The sequence below is a fragment of the Mycobacterium colombiense CECT 3035 genome (assembly GCF_002105755.1).
GTDB lineage: Bacteria > Actinomycetota > Actinomycetes > Mycobacteriales > Mycobacteriaceae > Mycobacterium > Mycobacterium colombiense.
Window position 1 is genome coordinate 1,868,385 of record NZ_CP020821.1, and the last position, 18,717, is coordinate 1,887,101.

At 57.4% G+C, this 18,717-nt stretch carries 17 protein-coding genes; 1 reads left to right on the top strand and 16 read right to left on the bottom strand.

Annotated features, from left to right (window positions below; all coding sequences use genetic code 11):
• Positions 1 to 41: 41 nt before the first annotated feature.
• The 4 genes from B9D87_RS08585 to B9D87_RS08600 form a co-directional block, all read right to left on the bottom strand.
• Entirely contained in the window at positions 42 to 587 is a 546-nt protein-coding gene (locus tag B9D87_RS08585) for a carboxymuconolactone decarboxylase family protein (RefSeq protein ID WP_007770544.1), read from the bottom strand.
• Entirely contained in the window at positions 584 to 1,135 is a 552-nt protein-coding gene (locus tag B9D87_RS08590) for a carboxymuconolactone decarboxylase family protein (RefSeq protein WP_007770543.1), read from the bottom strand. Before B9D87_RS08590 ends, B9D87_RS08585 begins: the two co-directional genes overlap by 4 nt.
• A gap of 3 nt (positions 1,136 to 1,138) precedes the next feature.
• Entirely contained in the window at positions 1,139 to 1,459 is a 321-nt protein-coding gene (locus B9D87_RS08595; protein ID WP_007770542.1) for a hypothetical protein, read from the bottom strand.
• Positions 1,460 to 1,621: 162 nt separating this feature from the next.
• On the bottom strand, positions 1,622 to 2,203 hold the full coding sequence (locus B9D87_RS08600; RefSeq protein ID WP_148664688.1) for a hypothetical protein: 582 nt from the start codon (positions 2,201 to 2,203) through the stop codon (positions 1,622 to 1,624).
• Positions 2,204 to 2,330: 127 nt separating this feature from the next.
• On the opposite strand from B9D87_RS08600, the gene B9D87_RS08605 reads away from it, so the two are divergent.
• Positions 2,331 to 2,579: a hypothetical protein gene (locus tag B9D87_RS08605; protein ID WP_007770539.1), complete on the top strand. Its 249-nt coding sequence runs from the start codon at positions 2,331 to 2,333 to the stop codon at positions 2,577 to 2,579.
• A 133-nt stretch (positions 2,580 to 2,712) separates the two neighbouring features.
• On the opposite strand, the gene B9D87_RS08610 is transcribed toward B9D87_RS08605, so the two are convergent.
• The 12 genes from B9D87_RS08610 to B9D87_RS08660 form a co-directional block, all read right to left on the bottom strand.
• Complete coding sequence (locus B9D87_RS08610) at positions 2,713 to 4,152, bottom strand: DNA phosphorothioation-associated putative methyltransferase (protein ID WP_007770538.1); 1,440 nt, start codon at positions 4,150 to 4,152, stop codon at positions 2,713 to 2,715.
• Positions 4,153 to 4,230: 78 nt separating this feature from the next.
• The gene (locus B9D87_RS08615; RefSeq protein WP_007770537.1) at positions 4,231 to 4,650 is read right to left on the bottom strand and encodes a T3SS (YopN, CesT) and YbjN peptide-binding chaperone 1; all 420 of its coding nucleotides are present in this window, start codon (positions 4,648 to 4,650) and stop codon (positions 4,231 to 4,233) included.
• On the bottom strand, positions 4,647 to 5,564 hold the full coding sequence (locus B9D87_RS08620; RefSeq protein ID WP_148664689.1) for a phospholipase D family protein: 918 nt from the start codon (positions 5,562 to 5,564) through the stop codon (positions 4,647 to 4,649). Before B9D87_RS08620 ends, B9D87_RS08615 begins: the two co-directional genes overlap by 4 nt.
• Positions 5,557 to 6,117, bottom strand: a complete 561-nt coding sequence (locus tag B9D87_RS08625) for a hypothetical protein (protein ID WP_148664690.1) — start codon at positions 6,115 to 6,117, stop codon at positions 5,557 to 5,559. Before B9D87_RS08625 ends, B9D87_RS08620 begins: the two co-directional genes overlap by 8 nt.
• 43 nt (positions 6,118 to 6,160) lie before the next feature.
• On the bottom strand, positions 6,161 to 7,999 hold the full coding sequence (locus tag B9D87_RS08630) for an ATP-binding protein (RefSeq protein WP_007770534.1): 1,839 nt from the start codon (positions 7,997 to 7,999) through the stop codon (positions 6,161 to 6,163).
• Positions 7,993 to 9,591: a DEAD/DEAH box helicase gene (locus B9D87_RS08635; protein WP_238553414.1), complete on the bottom strand. Its 1,599-nt coding sequence runs from the start codon at positions 9,589 to 9,591 to the stop codon at positions 7,993 to 7,995. The genes B9D87_RS08630 and B9D87_RS08635 overlap by 7 nt, the downstream gene beginning before the upstream one ends.
• Before the next feature lie 129 nt (positions 9,592 to 9,720).
• Entirely contained in the window at positions 9,721 to 10,569 is an 849-nt protein-coding gene (locus tag B9D87_RS08640; RefSeq protein ID WP_007770530.1) for a phosphoadenosine phosphosulfate reductase family protein, read from the bottom strand.
• Positions 10,562 to 14,005, bottom strand: coding sequence for a hypothetical protein (locus B9D87_RS08645; RefSeq protein WP_040629756.1), 3,444 nt, complete (start codon positions 14,003 to 14,005; stop codon positions 10,562 to 10,564). The genes B9D87_RS08640 and B9D87_RS08645 overlap by 8 nt, the downstream gene beginning before the upstream one ends.
• Positions 14,002 to 15,075, bottom strand: a complete 1,074-nt coding sequence (locus B9D87_RS08650; protein WP_007770527.1) for a DUF4007 family protein — start codon at positions 15,073 to 15,075, stop codon at positions 14,002 to 14,004. The genes B9D87_RS08645 and B9D87_RS08650 overlap by 4 nt, the downstream gene beginning before the upstream one ends.
• 12 nt (positions 15,076 to 15,087) lie before the next feature.
• Entirely contained in the window at positions 15,088 to 16,233 is a 1,146-nt protein-coding gene (locus B9D87_RS08655; RefSeq protein ID WP_040629754.1) for a cysteine desulfurase family protein, read from the bottom strand.
• A gap of 289 nt (positions 16,234 to 16,522) precedes the next feature.
• Entirely contained in the window at positions 16,523 to 16,972 is a 450-nt protein-coding gene (locus B9D87_RS27810; RefSeq protein ID WP_367648970.1) for a GIY-YIG nuclease family protein, read from the bottom strand.
• A gap of 4 nt (positions 16,973 to 16,976) precedes the next feature.
• Positions 16,977 to 18,683, bottom strand: coding sequence for an ATP-binding protein (locus B9D87_RS08660; RefSeq protein WP_085382802.1), 1,707 nt, complete (start codon positions 18,681 to 18,683; stop codon positions 16,977 to 16,979).
• Positions 18,684 to 18,717: the final 34 nt, after the last annotated feature.

Consider the following 18,717-nt stretch of genomic DNA (forward strand, 5'->3'; position numbering starts at 1 on the left):
CATCCCTGGTCGGCGGGAAGATTAGGCAATCTCGCTAATCTTCATCTGGTCGGCGGAACGGGGAGTCGGGCGGTGTCGTCGAGGTCGACGTCGAGGGCGTTGAGCATCAGCGCCAGGCCGGCATACCGGCCGATGACCATCAACGCCTCCACGGTCGCCTCCGAACCGAGCGCCGTGTGCACCTGGTCGAACAGTGGTGCCGCGACGCGGCGGGTGGTCACCAGTTCGGTCGTCAGTCGCAGTACCGCCAGCTCGGTGGCGTCGAATGGCCCGGTGTGCCAATCGGACTGGGTCGTGATGGCGTCGATGGTGGCGGCGTCGACTCCGACCGTCTGCGCGACGTCTTTGTGCTGGCCGAGTTCGTAGGCGCAGTCCATGAGGTACGCCGTACGCAACACGATCAGTTCACGAAGCCGCCTGGGCAGCACCGGGCTGGTCAGGGCGGCGTCACCGGCCACCATCCAGCCGGTGAACACCTTCTCGGCGTTGGCCAGTGTCCGGTAGACGTTGAGATTGCCCCGCCGCGCGGTCAATTCGCGGGCGGCCTCGGCCATGTCTTCGGGCTCGCGATACGGGATTCGGGTCACTTGGCCAGGCCTTCGTCGACGCTGGAAAAGGTCGGGGTGTCGATCTCGAGGTCGACGGCGTTGAGCACCAGCGCCAGGCCGTAGTAGCAGCTGACGATCATCAGCAGTTCGGTGAGCGCCTCGTCACCGAGCAGGGCGTGGGCCGTGGCGAAGGAGTCGTCGCCGAGGTGGCGGGTGGTGCACAACTCGGTGACGGTGTCGATGACGGTCCGTTCGTCGTCGCTGAATCCGGCCGCGTCCAGGTCCCCCTTGTCGAGCAGGGCGTCGATCTGTTGGTCGGTGAGCCCCGCGGTGCGGCCGAAGATCACGTGCTGGGCGAGCTCGTAGGGCGAGTCCTGCAGGTGGCCCACCCGCAGGATGATCACTTCCCGCATCCGCGGGGTGAAGGTCGGGCTCTTGAACAGTTCGCCCGTCATCTGCGCCCATCCGTCAAAGATGTTGGGGGCGTTGGCGATCAGTCGAATGACGTTGAGGGTGTCGGGACGCGCGATGAACTGCTGGATCCGATCGGGTTGGCAGTCGGTGCTGACCAAGGGCATTCGCGTCATCGCCTACTCCTTGCTGGTGGTGTTCGCGGCGAGGGTGAACGTCCACTCCAGCGTCACGAAGGGCTCCTCGACCATAGTTCCGTCCGGCGCGAGGCCGGGGTCGTGGTGGACGAAATCGGCCTGCAACGACGTCTGGTCCGCGAACACCGCGTCGCGGCCGATGTGCGGGTCGTCCTTCAAGAAGAGCTGCGTGATCCGGCCGTGCCGATGGCGTCGAGGGCGCGATGATTCTACCTCGCTTCGCAGCGGTCGGTGCGAAATCGTCACCGCGACAATCAATCCCACCTCGTCGCGGTTCAGCCGGTCGACGATCGCGGCCAGCATGCTCAGGAACTGCTCGGCCCAAAGTCAGACTTTTTGGATAGAGAACGTCAGTTCAACCAGCGAGAACGCGAGCCGTCGCCTCCGTGTCCCCGCACATCCGCCCTTGGGACTGGCACAGGTGGTTGGCTGAGCGGTTTTGGAGCTACCTCGGATGGCCGGAAACTACGCGCAATCGTCACATATGCCGGTTGCCGGTAGTTGTGTGTGATGGACAGGGCACACCTTTGGCGGCGCATCGCGTTTGGCCTGTGCCCTCCTATAGTCGCGAGAGGCCTTCGCTTGGGGAGTCAGTGTCGGTTCTCCGCCGCCCGGCGGGAGTTCCGCACCGAAGTGGCGGTAGCATTCGAGCCTGGTTCTTGCGGCGTGGTCGTCTAGCTGCTCTAGCGTCTCCTTATCGTCGTACAAATCGCCGGCGTCCCTCGCCCGAATCCTCTCGGCCTCAAGCACGGCGCGGTAGCCGTTTCCAACCGTGCCCTCTGACGTCACGCAGAGCGAACTGAGGTGAGGGATGTCGTTCTCTAAGCAGTGCGCTATCACGCGTCCCAGAAGCTCACCTATCCAGTTCGTTATCAACCCCTTGTGCGTTATGCCTGTCTCGTCCTGGACGAACTCGGCGAGCTGCTTGTATGTGACGAAACAGTTGTAGCTCTTGGCCGCATCGGCGAGCAGCGCGATGGCGAACGGCTCCCACGCATCGTGCGCATCCTTCATTTCGACGTAGTCGCCGTGTTTGTCGTGTGGCAAAATCGATCCCCTTTCCGGAAACAGCCTGTCACATCCCAGCGACAAGCAGCCCATCCAATGTCAACCTCGACGACGGTGCGACGGGTTAATTTGTCTGAAACACGTCCAAATCGAAGGGACACCTGCAGTGGACAATGATTTCCGGGCACGGGACGTATGGTTCGACATCCCCGCGGGGAGTGTGCCGGACATGGCCTGCGGCGGGGCCCGCAACGGCGTGCCTAACTACGTAGGAACCGAACATTTCCGCCCTGAGTACTTCACTGCAGAGGTCAACGATGGTCGGATGACAGAGCTTCGATTATGGGGCCGTCAGATCAAGAAGGATGGTTCGCTGGGCAACCGCCACCTCGACTACTTGTGGCAGTGGGACTGACCACAACCTTGGCACAATCAGTAACGAGTTCTCGGGCATCGACATCTCTCGAAGCACCGGAGGGTCGGCGGGCGTATTTCCCGCGCTAGTGGCTGAACAAGGCTCATACCGATAAGTCGTTGGCTTTCTTGGCCTAAGCGTGTCTGCCCACGTCGCGCTTGACAACTCGGTGCCCACGCAGGGCTACGCCGCAGCGCTCAAGTTCGGCATTCCAGCCGTTCTCGAGTCCGATCAAGGTTGGGTTTTCGTAAAGTCCCGCACGCACTTCCGCAGCGGTCAGGCGACGGTACTTGGGTACCGCCGGGTCGTCAGGGTCGAGGAACTCTTCTTTGCGATGCAGTAACGGCCTGTTGACGCGCTGGCCGAAGCTTTGAAAGCTCGACTCTAGGCTGGCCATCTCGACGCCGTAAGTCCACTCCAATGTCGGGTGGGGATTTGTATCGAACTCGGGGTAGGAAGACCACGAAACGCGTCGCCCGCGATGATCCAACTTGAGAATATTCCATCCTCCCGGTCGGCCCGCGGCAATGAACCCACAGTATTCATATAGACGTAGTACTACAGCGATTTTGCTTACGGCACTTCGGTGGACGTAGAAGGCGGTCGCCGTCATCTTCCCCGGCGAGTTCTGCATCGCCCCTCTGATATAAGTGTCGTCACGGATCTTTGCGAGTAGGCGATCCGCTCGAGCACAGGCCTCGCGATAGCTCTTGAAGCAGTGCTTGATGTCCGCCTGGATGCCGAGCGGGAGCGCTCCTAACGACGCGCGCCCACTAAATATCGACGTCCCTAGGTACAACAGCGTGTCGAGGGTAGAGCGACGCAAGCCTTCCGCGACTCGATCTGCTGAAGCACCCTTGTTGATCACCTCCAACAGCGAACGGCGTGAAAATCGCCCGAGCTGAGGCAACAGGTGATCGGGTATCTCTTCGAAAAGTGGTGGGCGACCACGCTTCTCGGCGAAAGAAATCACCTCGGAAACGGCGGAAGCGTAGTCTTCGCTTTCTGCCCACTCGAACCCTGTGATTGCGCCTCGGGCTAGATAAGCAAAGCGGTCCTCATCGTGACGAAAGGCGTACACAACTCCTGGCACTGGGGAGACACAGCGCCGCCCGGTGGTCTCTTCTACGATTTTTCGAATCTCACTTGGGGTGAAGAAGCGTTGGAACGTATTGCGACTACTAACGATTCCGTCGCCAGATTCCTCTCCCCTGATCGAATTAAGCTCCCAGGTGAGCCGGCAAGAAACGACCATCACTTTAGTTGCGAGCTGCCATGCCTTACTGATGGCCTCCTGTCGTTCTCCGAAGTCTTCAATGACATTCAGTACGTATGTCAGTAACACAACATCCCGCTCGACCAGCGGGGTATCCGGCGCAAAGAATGGATCCCACCCGTCTGCGGTCACGCCCATTTTGCGGAGTCGCGCTGCGTCTTGCCCCCGGCCGCACCCGTAGTCGAGCACTGATACGTCGGTCCTGACCACTTCATCGAGAAGGGCTTGCCTCACCGGCATTGAAAGGTCGCCACGTCCAATTGCCGTGCGTTCCCTGGAGCTGCCCCACTCAGCCATTGCGGCACCTGGGCATTCGACAATCGTGACCACATCTCTTACGGCTAGGAGAGGCACACACGATCAAACCCTTCGCTACTAAACTTCGAAAGACCTGACGCCGCCGAGCTTCTTCTGAAGTAAGTCATCATGATAGTCCGCGCGTCGGGCCAGCGCGGCTAGGCCAGTCATCAGCTCATTTTCCTGAAGATGGTCGCCAAGAAGGACATACTCAACCGAGATCGTTTTCGACTCTTCGTAATACACCCAGCGGCAGAAGTTCGACGTCATGTTCAGAGCATTTACTTCCTGCAATATGCACGCATTGGTTGCATCGACGCCCACGAGCACATCCGAGCTGATTTCGATTAGCGTTTGTGAGCCCCGATCCAGCAACTGGATGGTGACACCGGCACTTGCGAATCTCAAATGGATGCTCCCGCTAGGGGTTTCGGTCCACGTTAGGGAGTTCGCCTCCAAAATCGCAGTGATTTGCCGGTATACCTTCTGGCGACTCATCGACTCGACTCCGTGATCGTCTTTGTTCGACTGAACATCTCAGAGTGCCTCTTCACGTCATGCGTGTATCTGTTCGGTAAAAACTCCAGCATCCAACGCATCAATGTCTGCCAAGTCTCGGCTGCCTGATCATGGTCGAATCCAGTTATCTGGCTGACTCGTTGGCGGACCTCACCGAACCGTCGCGGCCGCTCTAGGTGCTGATCGATATCTCGAAAGATCGGCTGACAACCCAGCCGATGACCTACTAGCAACTCAAACTGCCGCTTGTCCAAGCCAACCGGTAGATCGAGTACAGCAAGATCCAGTGTTGCCGCGGCGGCGGATCGTGAAGTCAACGAGCTCGGACCGTGGGAGTAAGCCAAGTAGAGATCCGAGGGCATGCGCAGTTGAGGAATCCAGAGATCGGGGGGCTCAGCAGAGTGATCGAGCTGAACGGGCACCGAGGTCGGGCCGGGAAAGAACTTTGCTATCTCTTCGACCTCGCGAGCCAGTTCTTCGGTCGCCAGGGTGCTCTCCACCGTCAAGCGCTTCTCAAGCTCTGCAATTTCGTCGCGGCTAGATGGAACCAAAAGCTCGATATTCGGGTTCTGGGACCACCCCAGAGCGGTCGCTGTGAGGTTGGCTGACCCCAGCAAGACGTCGTTTTCATTCCGGAAGAACTTTGCATGCAGGCGATTGTGAAGGTAGACACCACCTCCACGAGCACGAACGACTTGGAGCACTCGCGTGTCTGAGACTCCGGCTGCGATCTCTTCGGGTCTCCATCTCGTGTAGAGGACGACCCTGACATTGACAGGAACAGCCGACATCACCCGTTCAACCACAGCCTCTTTGGCGAATGGCGCACACATGACAAACTCTTCCCGTGACGACCCGGCGAGTCCTATCAAAACTTCCCCGAGCTCAGTCATCGTGCGATTCTCGAAGCATCTCGATAACGCGCCGGCCCCAAAGCAGCCGCGAATCTTCCGTCGCACGCTTGATCGACCCGCCAGGAAGAGCATCTTCGTAAAGGGCCCACGCGCTCAACAAAACTTCGCAAAGCTTCTTGTAAGGCGAGGAGTCGTCATTCTCTTCGAATGGTGTGGGCATACTTGTGAACAGCTCATGGGTCGAATTCAGGGTAAGGGTTATCGTGTTGCCAGCCGAGCGGACGGTGAAGAAAGCGTCCGAGTCCAGAGGCCGGCGGTTGACCGCGATAACAACGCCGCTCGATAACGTCAGCGCTCTGAGCTGGCCGGGGGCACCGGTGGACATAACATACGGGGTCCGTGCATCCGGCGGGTCTGGCGGTGCGGGCGCCCGGGACGCATGCGATTTGGCGCTCGCGAGCATCCATTTATGGCCCGGTTGCCAGACGAATTCCTGGGGTTCCTGCCACAGTATGGCATCACACTGGCCGACGTCCCCGCCCAACGCGGTCGCTATCTCTGTGACCGACAGCGGCGCCGCAGCCTGGCTCAAGACTTTAATGATGTCGTCTCGTGTCGTCACAATGCCCTTGGTTCTATAAGCGACTAGTCAAGAACGCTTCTGCCATGCGCCCCCAGTCATGTCTGATGTTTTGAGTAAGCCGCCGTGTTTCGTTGGTCTGCTCATCTTCATACCGAGCCCAAGCGAACAACATCATCTCCAAGCCAGCTTGGGCAGACAAGAGCTTCTGCTTGAGTTTGTCGGGGTCTTCAGGGAGATCTTTGGGATCGCGGGCGCCGAGCAGCAGCGCATAGGCGGGGTGATCTGTATTCAAAGTAACCAGCAGGATTCCACCTCTAGGCTGCACTGAGAAGAACGCCCCTCCTTCGAGCGGAGCAACCTCAACTCGATATTTCAGCCCTTTGTCGATCGTTTCCGCCGCCAGAATTTCCGCGGACTCACGCGAATGCCCTAGGTGCTCAAGCTGGTCGGCAACGTCAGCTTTCCTCTCGTCAGCCGGCTTACTCTCGTCTTCGTCACTGCGACCTCGGTGCCCTTCCTCCTGGCGCTTGCGGACCGCGTCGGTCGCCTGCTCTTCGACACTTTCTTCCGCGTGCCGCGTACGCCGTCGCCTGCCTTCGGCTTGGGTCTGGATCATGCTGCGCATTTGTTTGATGTTGGTCTGAACGCGGTGCACGATTTCAAGCAAGGGCTCAAGCGGATCTTCTTCGTCTCTGAGCGCCGCTCGTGCAGCAGATATCGATCCGGCGTGCTCTTTAATGATTGCGCTCGCATCAACTTTGGCGGCCTCCGCAAAGTTGCGTGCGGATTGTTTGTTGTTGGACACCCCGAACAATTCATCAAGGCCGGGTTCAAACGAGACCTCTACGCCCCACCATCGCTCACGAGGCTCATAGGTAGTCGTCCAACCAGGATCTAACTCAAGCTCCCTACCCGCCCGAACGACCGAGACACCCACATTTCGCCCGGCATGCTGACCGAATGGAAGGCTGCCCGTCGCTTGTCCTCCTGCACTGTCTCGAGCTTCCTCAGACGCTATTGAGAACTTGATGCTCACGACATGGTCTTCACCCTGGAAGCGAACCACCTGTTCGACCACATTGCCTTCTGCCGAAGGGAATGGCCTAAACATGGGCTTTGTGTCAAAGGGCGCGGGACAACTTGTGTTGGCCATCAGGTAGAGCGGATCGTTGGGCTTAGCGGGACGCTCAAGCAGGATGCGGTTCGCATCGTCATAGAGGAAACTCTTGAGAACGATCGATACCCGGCCATCGTTGATCCAGTACCGATACATCCGGCCGATCAGCTCTTCGGAGTTGTCAATCAAGGCCTTCGACGTTCGCCACAGCACCCGGTCGACAGCACTCCATACAACGAGCGTGCCCGATTTGCCGAATGCACCCTTGCCAGCCGCGGTCCGCCAGACCTCTGGGATAACTTTTCGCTGGGGAGCAGGCAGAACACGCATTCGACCGGCGTTGATGTCGGGCAAGTCGATGTAACTATGCAGTGCCTTGTCCACGCCATCGGTCCAACTCCATACATCGACCCGCTGGCATTGTGAAATCGAAGCACTAGGTAGTCCCATGCCGAAACGTCCCATACCGTCTTGTTGGCCGCGGTCAAGGTGAGTTCCGTTGCCGAACTGGAGGGCGATCTGCAGAGTATCTGCATCCATGCCTGATCCGTCGTCGAGCACGGCTACCTCGTGCAGGCGCTTCCGAGTCCGTTGCTCAACTTGCGATTCGCGGTCTGCGCATAACAGTTGAACTGTCTTGGCGCCCGCCTGAATTGAGTTATCCATCAATTCGGCTATCGCGTACGCGGCGTTTTTATATCCGTTGTCGCGCATTGCTTTTACGGCAAGCGCTGTTGGAACAATGTCGAACTCCGCAGAGGTCTCGGTCACCATACATCCTCCCAATTATCGAACGCCTCAGCCATGTTGCAGAAACCCGGCAATCGCGTGTCAACAACCGTCGCGACTTCGGCTCGCCTGTTGCCGCCGGCCTTCTCGCCTCGAGTTGCCCTTCCTACCATCTGGCTAAACAGCACAAGGCTTTTCGTCGGCCTCGCGATAACAGCGGCGCTGGTTTGGGGGGCGTCAAAACCTGTGGTCAAGACCCCATAGTTGACTATCACCCGCGGCTCATCACTTGCAGTCCTGAACGTCGAGATTATTCGAGCACGTTCGGCGGCCGGGGTTTCTCCTGTGACCGCATAGGACCAGTAGCCGCGCGCGCGTAGCACGGTTGCGAGCACGATCGCGTGATCCTTCGTCGCCGCGAACACAATAGTTCGATTGTGCCGACCACACATTGCCTCAGCGACGCTCAGAATCAACAGATTTCGCTGTTCGTCTGCGGCAAGTGCACCGATTACGTGCGGAGGAATATCTAGGGAATCCTCGAGTTCGCGTAGTTCTTGGAGCGATAGCTCTGATCCTGCGGTGTATTGGAGCTGTACAAACTCTGTATCTGCTAGGTAACCTTCGTCGATCAGGTAGCGCACTGGATTGTGGTAGCCATCCACCTCCAGCGACACCTTGGACTCGTCGAAGAACTTCGCTAGACGTTCATCCTCGTCGACGTCGTTCCAGCTTCGACCGGGCGTTGCGGTGAGACCAAGCAAGGGTGTCTGCGTTCCGGACTCTGTGAGCACATCGAGAATCAAGTTGTATGTGGGCGCGATGGCTTGATGCGCTTCGTCCATGACTACAAGGCTGACGCGTCCGGCGAGAGTTCCAATTTCCGAGAGTGAGGTTCGCACTGAAGCATAGACCTTGGCGAGGCCTGCAACGATGATTCCGTCGCCAATGATGGGGAGTTTGAGAGAGTGTGGGCCCCACCATCTTTGAACTTCTACAGGACGAATTCCGCGCGCAGCCCACGCCTTCTGAAATTCTTCGACAGCCTGCTCACAGAGCTCTTCGGAATGCGCCAGCCACACAACTAGCTTCGGTTCTCCTTGATTGAGCACGTCTGAAATCACAGACATCGCAGTGCGTGTCTTTCCAGATCCAGTCGGCATGTGCAGCATAACGCGGTGAGGTTCATACATCAGCCGCGTTAACACTCTTCCCGCCGCCAAGCGCTGGTGCGAGAAAAGACCGTGCATTGGATTTGTGATTTCATGCGCTGGAGGCAAGATTCGCTGCTCGGTGTCGTCCGCTAAGGCGAAGAAGTCAAGCAAATCGGTCGCTCGTGCTGAACCGCGTCGCACGCTCATCGAGCACAGTCCGTCGTATGGATCGCCCGAAAGCCCGAGACGTTCCGCCAACATCTCCGCGTCGAACCGCGGAAGCAGTAACAAAAGCTCACCGCGTAGCTGGGCGTCTAGAAGCATACTGGCCGGGGAGCGTAAGCCCGCTGCGATCTCGCTCAGTCGCTCCGGACGAGCTAGCGTTGCGTCTAGGCCCGCAAGTAAGCGGACAATGTCGCGTCCAACTAACTGCTGCAAAAGTTGGTCGGAAGCCCGACTGATCAATTCCTCAAACGTAATCACGACGAGAACCAACGAGACGCGGCCTACACATCAATTTTCACCATAGATGTTCTAACACAGCGCAAAACCTCAGGTGTCTTAGTTGCCGAGATTCCTAGAAAATCGAGCTAGCTCCGTGGCACTCCGGTTTCACAGGGCACAGATCGAGCACTGCATCGCGTCATCGTCATCGTCAAGCGCGTCGCCCAGGATGTCCCAAACCGGGCGATTCTTTTTCCGCTTCGCCGCTTGCTGTTGAGCCTCCTCATGACGCGCCAGAATCTCCTCGCGCCGCGCAATCAAGTCTGGGAGCGACTCTCCTCCCGACCACGTGTACTGGCGGCCCTTCATCGCATACTCACCGAACGAAGCATCTCCATCAGCTCCGGCATCCTGTCGGACCTTCGCCTCGATTGCTATAGCCCTCTGAAGGAGGTCTGGATGCTTATCCGCCAGTCCGACCCATTCCGCCTTGCGTTGGTAGAAGCAGAAGTAACAACCTGACCGCGTTCGCCACTCGTAGTACTTCGGCAGACCGATGCCGGCCTCATCCAGAATTCGGAGAACACCCTCATGATCAACGTTGTCCTCCACAAACGGCAAGACCGTCCGAATGTTCGGCTTAGTGCTTACGTATCCTTTGCGCCCGGATTCGTCGGCGCGGATAGCGACATAGGAGACAGCGTGATCATCGCCGATCCACTCTTCCAGGGGTTCAATCTTCATCTTTTTTGTGCACCAACGCATCTGTGGAGATGGGAGTGTGCCTCGATACACATCAAACCAATGATCGAAACCCTTTTTCGCATTCAGGCGAGCGATCGGCTTCCCAAGGGCTGTCTCAAGGCGATCAAGGTACTCATACGTCTCTGGAAGCTCGGCGCCAGTATCGCAGAAGAAGTACTCCATCTCTGGTACGCGGTCGCGCAGATACACCGCGAGCGCGCTCGAATCCTTACCACCGCTAATCCCGCAGATATGGCGAATGACGTCAGCCATAACGTTTGTCCTTCCCAACTACCTCGCGAGCATCCGCCGGCTCGGCAGACTCGAACTCCTCGGCCAACCTTGCCATGAGCATCCGACAAGCGGTGGAGCGCGGGATCCCACCCTCCATCAACTTAGCGACAAGTTCCTCAAATAGTGGTGTGATCGCAGATTTCTCGTGCTCCGTCAGGGAGAGCAACTGGACTGATTCGGCACCGCCTGGCGAGGTTAGCGTCATCCTGCTCACCGAGTACCCGTGCTCAACCTTCGAAGCAAGACGTTCATGTAGCAATGCCGACGTCCTCCGCAGGGCTCCTCCGATTTCAGCAACCCGCAAGGGGAATCGGCCCGCGACCTCATCTGTCCAGACCCTGGGAGCCTGGCCATCGCACACCACCATCGCGACATTCTCTAACCACTGCTGATCTTCGAGCGGTCGCTCCAGGGCGCCAATAAACGCCTTGAGCCTTGGTTCAAGCACCTGACCATTGAGGCGTCGAGCATCTGCCGTAAGTGACTCTCGTAACTCCGCTAGCGAACCCCTAGTAGCTGTCGCATGTGCAAGTTGTTCTTGCACCGAATCAAGCAGATGGGGGTAGGCATCACGAAGTTCTCGGATCGAAACGGTGAGCTGGTCGGCGAACCGCTCAACGTCGCCACGGTTGAGCCGGCCACCCCCGGCAAAGGGCTTCATTCCAAAGATCATTGGCAAAGTTTCGAAGAGTAGGACGTCAGGCTCCGCAGCATGGTGGAACGCGTCGCGAACCGCGATCGATTGCGCAGACAACCCCATACCAGTCTTCTGCGAGTACGGGGGCAGGACCCGCAGTTCACGGTAGAGGGCGGTCACGACATTTAAAAAGGTCGGCGGCCCATGATGGCCGGTAATGCCCAACCGGTCGACTAGGCACTCGATGACTATTGGCCTTCTGCCCGTTGAAGTTTGGGTGTTTTTGATAGAGAAATTACCGGGATTCTTGGCAAGCCGCTCAGCAACAGCATCGTCAATCGAGAGTACGAGACTTCCGTGTTCGTAGACGGCGATCTCGTCGCTTCGTGCGACCAGCCCGGCGACCAACAATATGGGGACGATACCGTCCTTCACGCCGAAAGGCGGTGACAACAGTAGTGACCCGATGTCCTTAAGGCAAAGTCGCGAGTCGACGGCACTGTCAAACGCTGAATTCATCGCCGTCCAAAGAGGTTTCCAGCGCCGATCAGCTGGTGCCTGGATCTTCCAACTACCGTCCTCCGTTAAACGGTGTATCCCAGTGGATCTGAAAATCGCCTCGTACATGGCACGATCTGGGCCATACCCCTCAATCGCGAATGCTTCACTGTCCTTGTGCGCTAACAGTGCATCGATGAGGAACCGTCGAGCCTTTGCGCCCTGACTTGTAAGCTCCCTGCGAGCGATCATTTCGTTCGCAATCCGTGGGGTGTTGGAATACACCGCATCTGCAACATCAGACAGTAACGCAGATGGCCCGCGTCGCGGATCCAGTGAGCGGCTCGAACCTGCTAAGACCCAATCGGCATCGTTATTCCAGGTCTGTCCAATTTGAATCTGCAGCCTTTGTTGAGCAGCCGACACACGCTCGACTAGTTCGCGCCGTGCCACCCAGTCGGCGCCCTCCGCCTCTGCACTTCGCAGAGCTGAATTCAACGCCGCTGCATCGATAGCCGTCTCACGCACTATAGAAACGTCATCAGGAATGACGTAGACGGCGGGTCTTCCGTCAGATGGTCTGGGCGCCCTGCTCAGGTCCGCAAGCGAGTTTGTCGCGTAGTAAACTATCCCATCCCATTGAGGATCCAGCGCTTCGTCCGCTCCATCGATCAACGTACTGAACTGTCGCCGAAAGACCCTCAGGACCCCGGTGTGCTGACTGTGGCGACCAGCGACGAAGGGCTCGAGCTCGACTGCGTCTCGGAGGAGGTCCGCAAAGTCGACATCTTCATACGAATGCCGCGCCGCCTCGATCACCCGCCGGACGTTGTAGTCAGACCCGTGCCAAATCCGATACTCGTCAGAGAAGGCTCGGTAGGTAATCAGGCCAGCCTCGACCAACGACTCGAGCACATTGCTCGTCTCGAATGAACCGCCGGGACCCGCAGATTCGAGTGCGAATTCGAGCAACTGTCGTGACGCACGAATGCGACCTCCACTCGAAACAAGATTCAGTACGCCGACTGTCTTAACCGCTTTGAGCTGATCAGGCGTGAGGCCAGCATTGTCTCGGATCCGCGTCTCAATTTCAATCCAACGACTTGCGCCGTCCGCGACACCGATCATGCTGCTGGACGCTTCGAGGAAGTAGTCGTATAGCTGATCGACGCCGACAAGTGGCAACGGGCTCTTCGGCCGCCATACGTTGCTCGCAAGGAATTCTGGAACTGCGCGCGGTTCTGTTCCTGCGAGGAACGAGAACAACGTTCGCTCGTTCTGGCCATATCTGCTACAAAGCTCCGGCAGAACTGCCAACGCGATGGGATGCAGAGGTATCGCTGCCGCTGCATCGTCGATTAACTCACGCAGGCCGACCGACTCGAGCTTTGATTGATGGCTCTGCACCCACTGTGTTGCCGCTTTGCTCACCGCCGGGTCATGTGTGATCGCAGAAGCGATAAGCCTTCGCGACTGTTCCGCAGTTTCGACGTACGGGATGTCCTGGAAGCGCCCTTGCACTTTGGACCACTCGCGTCGCCGGGCTGTCGAGCCGTCCTGGACATATTCGTCAAAGGAAAGGTGCTGCATGGTGATGATCACCAAGGGCACAGCATCTTCTCCTTGGGTCATTTCCGCCAGCTCCTGAAGTAGGAACGGGTCCCCGTCACTGCCTGACGATGCGAAGTATTCGAGGTTCTTGCCGAATTCGTCGATTAGAAGCAGGACTGGGCAGGCGGCCGACATGCGGCGTATGCATGCCCGAATGTCGGCAGCGCACGGTGCGGCGTGGGCACTTGATCCGAAGGCCGGCGAAACTAGCGACTGACCCGGGCCGTACTGTCGGACGGCACCCGCGTGCAATGCGCGCGCGATAGTCGTTGATACCGATTCGCTATTAGCGGTCGCGAAAGCGCGGATGAATCCTTCTCGTCCAGCCTTGGCTGATCGCATCCCCTTGCGAAGTAACGAATCGACAGATGAATCAGCGGCCGTCAAGATCGAATGCGCGCTCTTAAACTCCGCAGTTGATGCGCCAGCGAGGAGCCCGTCAAGGAACACGGCGAGCGACGACTTTCCACCGCCGTGCGGGCCTGTAATTGAAAATGTCCGACCCGCGGCGGAGTCCATTAGGCCCTGCGCGACGCGTGAAATAACGTCGAGGGCCCGCCCGGTCGGCACGTACCCCTCGATAGCGCTGCGTCCGTGGTCGCGCTCCACGTTGGCTGATCGACTGAATCTGCCGCTAACAGTTATGAAGTCCGCTAACGGACCGGTCATGCTGCGTCACCTCGCCGTCCCGAACGTGCGCGACTTTGCTTCCTTATAAGGCGTTCGACTTCAGCTTCCGAAAGGTATGGGCGCGTCGCGGCAGTTCCTACCAAGGCCAGTCCTGTCTCGGGTGCAAATGCGGAATTTTTCTGTTCACGTCTAGCTCCAAGCACCTCCAACGCGACATCCGCCGGAGTGGCGCTGACCGCCATCTGTCTGGACCCGGCCGGCCTAGCCAAACCCAGATGGCCTACCACGCTTGCTGATTCATCGATGGCATCCGCGATATCTTGCTCCGTGAGCTTCATGACGCGCCCCGGCGAGCCCGGGTCCGCGGTCAGGCGGGTGAGGGAGATCGTCCGACTCCCCTCACCTCCCCGACTCAGGTAATCGAGGCACGCATAGGTTATTGCTGTTGACGGCAACGTAGCCTTATTGCCTATAACCATTCGATATGCGTTTTTGTTCGGTCCGGGAGATGGCCGGACAAGGCCTAGTTCACGGAACGGGGAATCGAGCAGGTCGTCTAATGTTTGACGCCCTTGCGTTTCGCGCCGGGAGTACATGCGCAGCAGGCAGTCGACGTCCTTCTGGAGGCTGCTCTTCATGGGCTGAGACCATGTTGTCGCTGCGATCTCGTCAGTACAGAATTGAAGCAGTTCAGCGTCCGTGAACTCAACCGCCCCAAAATCGTTGAAGGCTAGGCGCCACACGGGAAGTACCGAACGCTCGGAGATCGCCTGCCAGTGGAGTATCCACAGAGTCACGGGATCCTCTAGGTACGGATCGAATCCGCAGCGATCATCGAGCAAGGCTCGACCTATGTGTGTCGGCGTGTACACAGATTGGCGTGGCCGGTCCGGATGCGGCCGCCGCGCAATCACTTTCGTGGCGAAGGACCAAAACCTGATCGCTTCTACCATGTTCTTGCCGACTCCAAGTTCCACGGGAGCCGACTGCTCGTTGAAAATGTTTGGATCGGACGCGGCGGCGTCGTAGCCTTTCTTGATCCATCCGAAGCGTGGATGGAAAGTCTGATGGTTAGCGAACATTGGGGTCGCTGCTTGCTCAAGGGTCACCGCTTGCTCCTCCTACGCTGCCGTCATGTCGCGGACGCGCGACACCGCGGTCGCGATAGCACTGGCCGAAACATTGATCTCCTCGCATGTCGTCGGCCGGCCCAGTGATATACGAAGCGACTCGGCAGCCGCAGCGCTTGTCATTCCCATCGCAAGAAGGACATGGGACGGCGAAGTCACAGCCGACTGGCATGCACTTCCAGAAGACACCATCACGTCGGGCATCGAGGCCATCACCGCTTCAGCGTCTGCCCCAATAAACCGAAGATTTAAGGTGTTCGAAAGCCGTTGCGAGTCACTGCCGTTCAGTTCGACGCCAGGAATGTCGTCGCATAGAGCAGCAAATAGGTCGCTTGCCAGCTGATGTATTCGCGCCGCGTCGTTCGGCTGTTCCTTCATGACTAGCTCCGCGGCAAGGCCAAATCCGACAATCGACGGTGTGTTCTGGGTGCCACCACGGATGCCCCGCTCCTGCCCACCACCCGGCACGATAGGCACAATCGACTTCTGTACCTGACGGCTTGCTATCAGTGCGCCAGCGCCTTTCGGGCCGTAAATCTTGTGGCTACTAAAGATCATGAGGTCAGCCGTTTCGGCAGTAACTGCGAGAGAGGCTTTCCCCACAAGTTGAGTCGCATCGACGAAAAAAAGGGACCCCGCCAAGGCTGCAACCCGCCCGACCTCCAAAACGGGACCCAAGACGCCCGTCTCATTGTTGGCCGCCATCACTGCAACTACTCCGACGGATCCGTCGACGAGCTCCGAAAGCTTTTGGAGGTCAATAATTCCGTCCGGGCCGACGTCTACGCGCCGCACCTCGCCCCCGACGAGACGTGCCCCAAGCTCAGCAGCCGCAATGATTGCTTTGTGTTCAGTGGCTCCGATCACGACGTTTGGACGCTCGGAAGCACCCAACATCGCACCGACCAAACCCAGTGTCGCCGCTTCAGAGGCCCCGCTCGTAAAGACCACGTGTTGCGATGGTCGGCGTACAAGCGACGCAACTCGACTCCGCGCTTCCTCGATAAGCTCCGCCGCAGCTTGACCGGCGCTGTGATGCGAGCTGGCAGGGTTACCAAAAACTGCGTGCGCATCCACCACCGCCGGAAGGATGCGCTGGTCAACCGGTGTTGAAGCGTTGTAATCGAGGTAGACCATCGCTCCGATCCTATTCGTTTAGCATCAAAATATTGGGCGCCACGCGGGCAGCCGCACACGCTGCCACAGGGGTCTGACAAGCCGTGGCAAGATTTCCTCGCGGGCCGAGGCGAGGGGGTCGTCACGTCCGCGGTCACACACATGCGAGCTTGAGGCTCGCGAAGTACTACGTCGCTGCGAGCCGCATCTGCTGGTGAAATTTACAGCTAGCCGAAAGCCACCCATATCCGCACAACCGCGACACGGCAGCCATATGGTCGAGTCCGAACATTCGTGGGGTCAGTTACGCTTAGCTAATGCAACTCGGTAAGGCTTGCTTAATTTTCACTACTTCTGCCGACACATCCGGATCGCCGACGTAGCCATTAGCTCGAACTCGTGAAATAACAGATATTGCCTTAGAATTTGCCGCTAGATGATTTAGGAAAGCGTTCTGTATATTCCACTCGACAGCTTCACGATATTCTTGCTGACTGAATTTACGTATCCCCGATAGCATCCATGCAGAGAATTTCACTGCGCCTATTTCGATGGTCTCGTACCGTCTGACCGCACAAAGCCGCTGACGAAAGGTGGCGGACTCGCCGTGGGACAGGTGCTGGGACAGCCGCGCTAGCGCTCCGCCTGATGAATATGTTTGGCCTACGTATAACACTCGCCAATCTATCGCGTGGATAACATAAATCCATCCATGATGGTCAGCGATTGTACAATCACCAATTTCAAACGCATTAAACATCCATTCAGTCGCCACTGACAATCGAAGAAATATTCAACTGGCGAACAATTTCGCTTAGCTCGGCACCGACACGCTCTCGGTATTCAGTCATGATCTTCTCGGCCATGAGTTGTTCAAACTGTGTCTTATATACCAATGAATATTCTCCTCGAGCGAGGCCAAAGAAAAAAACATCAATAATTTTTGCTAAAGCCGCGTTTTCTGGAAGAGATTCGATGAGGTCACGCACGAACCGATGCAAAGAATTTACTCTTACAATAATCCCCAGATCAGGATCGTGTGCACGTTGCCAAAGCTGGTTATTGTCCAGCGCAGACACATACTGTACACGCTGCCCATCTTTTTTCAGCCGTTCGCGTTCAGCGTCAGACGCTTCATTTTCTTTCGTCGTCCGCTCACGGCGCTCTCGTAACTCGTCCCGCTCCGGCGCAGGTGCGGCTTCTTCGTCGAGCTTGTCCGAATCACTACCCAGTTCTTCGATCTCATTTAGCTCCGAGTTAATATCGTCATGAGGCGACTCTCCCAGCTTTTGTTGCATACGCCGTTTTGCCGCACCCCATGCCAGACGGCTCTTCTTGACACCTTCCGAGATTATGGGATTTAGCTGTTCAGAGGCTATGTCTGAGAGAATAATCCGGTTCTTCGAAACATTGATGTTTAAGACTTCGTCGGCATCATCGCTAATTTCGATTCGACCGCGAAATGCATATAAGTCTTGATCTTGATGAATCTTTCCACCCAAACTACTAGCCCACTCAATTAACCGGCCGTTGCGATAGACATAAAAACCATAGTTTCCAGCGCCGATGTCATACTTGCGCCGCGCCTCTGCCTGACTACTAACATTTGCATCGGCCACGGAAGGCGGATGGGGTAATTGCGTGATTGTCACATGCGCGAATGTCGAGCCGGTGTCATCGAGTTGGAATGCTTGACGCCTTTGCAAGTATCTGACATCCAAGCCGGTCCATTCACTCTCATCGTCAAGATTTCCGTTCTTCTCTGCCTCGGCTTCGTATAGTGGGTCCCGAGGCTGGACCTCCTCACCGTCTAAAGTGAGCCCCACCTTTTGAATTCCTTGGCTAGCATCGCCAGATAGTGCGTAATAGTAGACGACACCCGCCTGTTCAGACAGTTCTCGCTTTATTTGTGCAGGCGACTCTGAGCTATCCTTATGAATTTTATCGATAATTACTAGAGTTCCGTTTCCTCCAGCTGCAACCTCATCGAGTATTGCTAATTCGTCCGGGCTTGCTTTGCGTACTAAATAGATGAATTCGCCTTTTTCCCTTACCTGTTCGTGATCGAGCACAGCAGCTAGTGCCGAACCCTGAGAACGTGACACTATAGTGAGCCGTTGGCCTAGAGATGCAGAGGCCGACTTGAGACCCATGCCGAATTTCGACAAGCTCTTCGGCGAATAGAGATCGGGGGAAGATCCTAGCGTTAGGGCGTTATCCAACCCCTCCGAATCCATACCCGTGCCGTTATCGGCAATGAGAATCTTATTAACGATTGCTCTTGGTCGTCCGGGCTTGCCTTCGGAAAGGTTGATCAGTTCAAACTTCACGGCCGCGTGGGTCGCGTTGTTTGATATTGCATTGTCGACGATGTCAAGTACCGCGGCGGCGGCGCTATAGCCGATTCTGCCCAACGCGTACAGAACCCGGCTAGGATCCCAGCTTCCTTTTCTGATCTCCTCGCTCGCCACGGTTCCTGCCCCTTCGTTGGTGCTTGTTTCGACT

Coding starts and splice junctions, on each gene's coding strand:
- B9D87_RS08655 (WP_040629754.1), bottom strand. CDS start 16,233: ATGGTCTACCTCGATTACAACGCTTCAACACCGGTTGACCAGCGCATC.
- B9D87_RS08615 (WP_007770537.1), bottom strand. CDS start 4,650: ATGAGTCGCCAGAAGGTATACCGGCAAATCACTGCGATTTTGGAGGCG.
- B9D87_RS08595 (WP_007770542.1), bottom strand. CDS start 1,459: ATGCTGGCCGCGATCGTCGACCGGCTGAACCGCGACGAGGTGGGATTG.
- B9D87_RS08630 (WP_007770534.1), bottom strand. CDS start 7,999: ATGGTGACCGAGACCTCTGCGGAGTTCGACATTGTTCCAACAGCGCTT.
- B9D87_RS08645 (WP_040629756.1), bottom strand. CDS start 14,005: ATGACCGGTCCGTTAGCGGACTTCATAACTGTTAGCGGCAGATTCAGT.
- B9D87_RS08640 (WP_007770530.1), bottom strand. CDS start 10,569: ATGGCTGACGTCATTCGCCATATCTGCGGGATTAGCGGTGGTAAGGAT.
- B9D87_RS27810 (WP_367648970.1), bottom strand. CDS start 16,972: ATGTTTAATGCGTTTGAAATTGGTGATTGTACAATCGCTGACCATCAT.
- B9D87_RS08590 (WP_007770543.1), bottom strand. CDS start 1,135: ATGACGCGAATGCCCTTGGTCAGCACCGACTGCCAACCCGATCGGATC.
- B9D87_RS08620 (WP_148664689.1), bottom strand. CDS start 5,564: ATGACTGAGCTCGGGGAAGTTTTGATAGGACTCGCCGGGTCGTCACGG.
- B9D87_RS08610 (WP_007770538.1), bottom strand. CDS start 4,152: ATGGCTGAGTGGGGCAGCTCCAGGGAACGCACGGCAATTGGACGTGGC.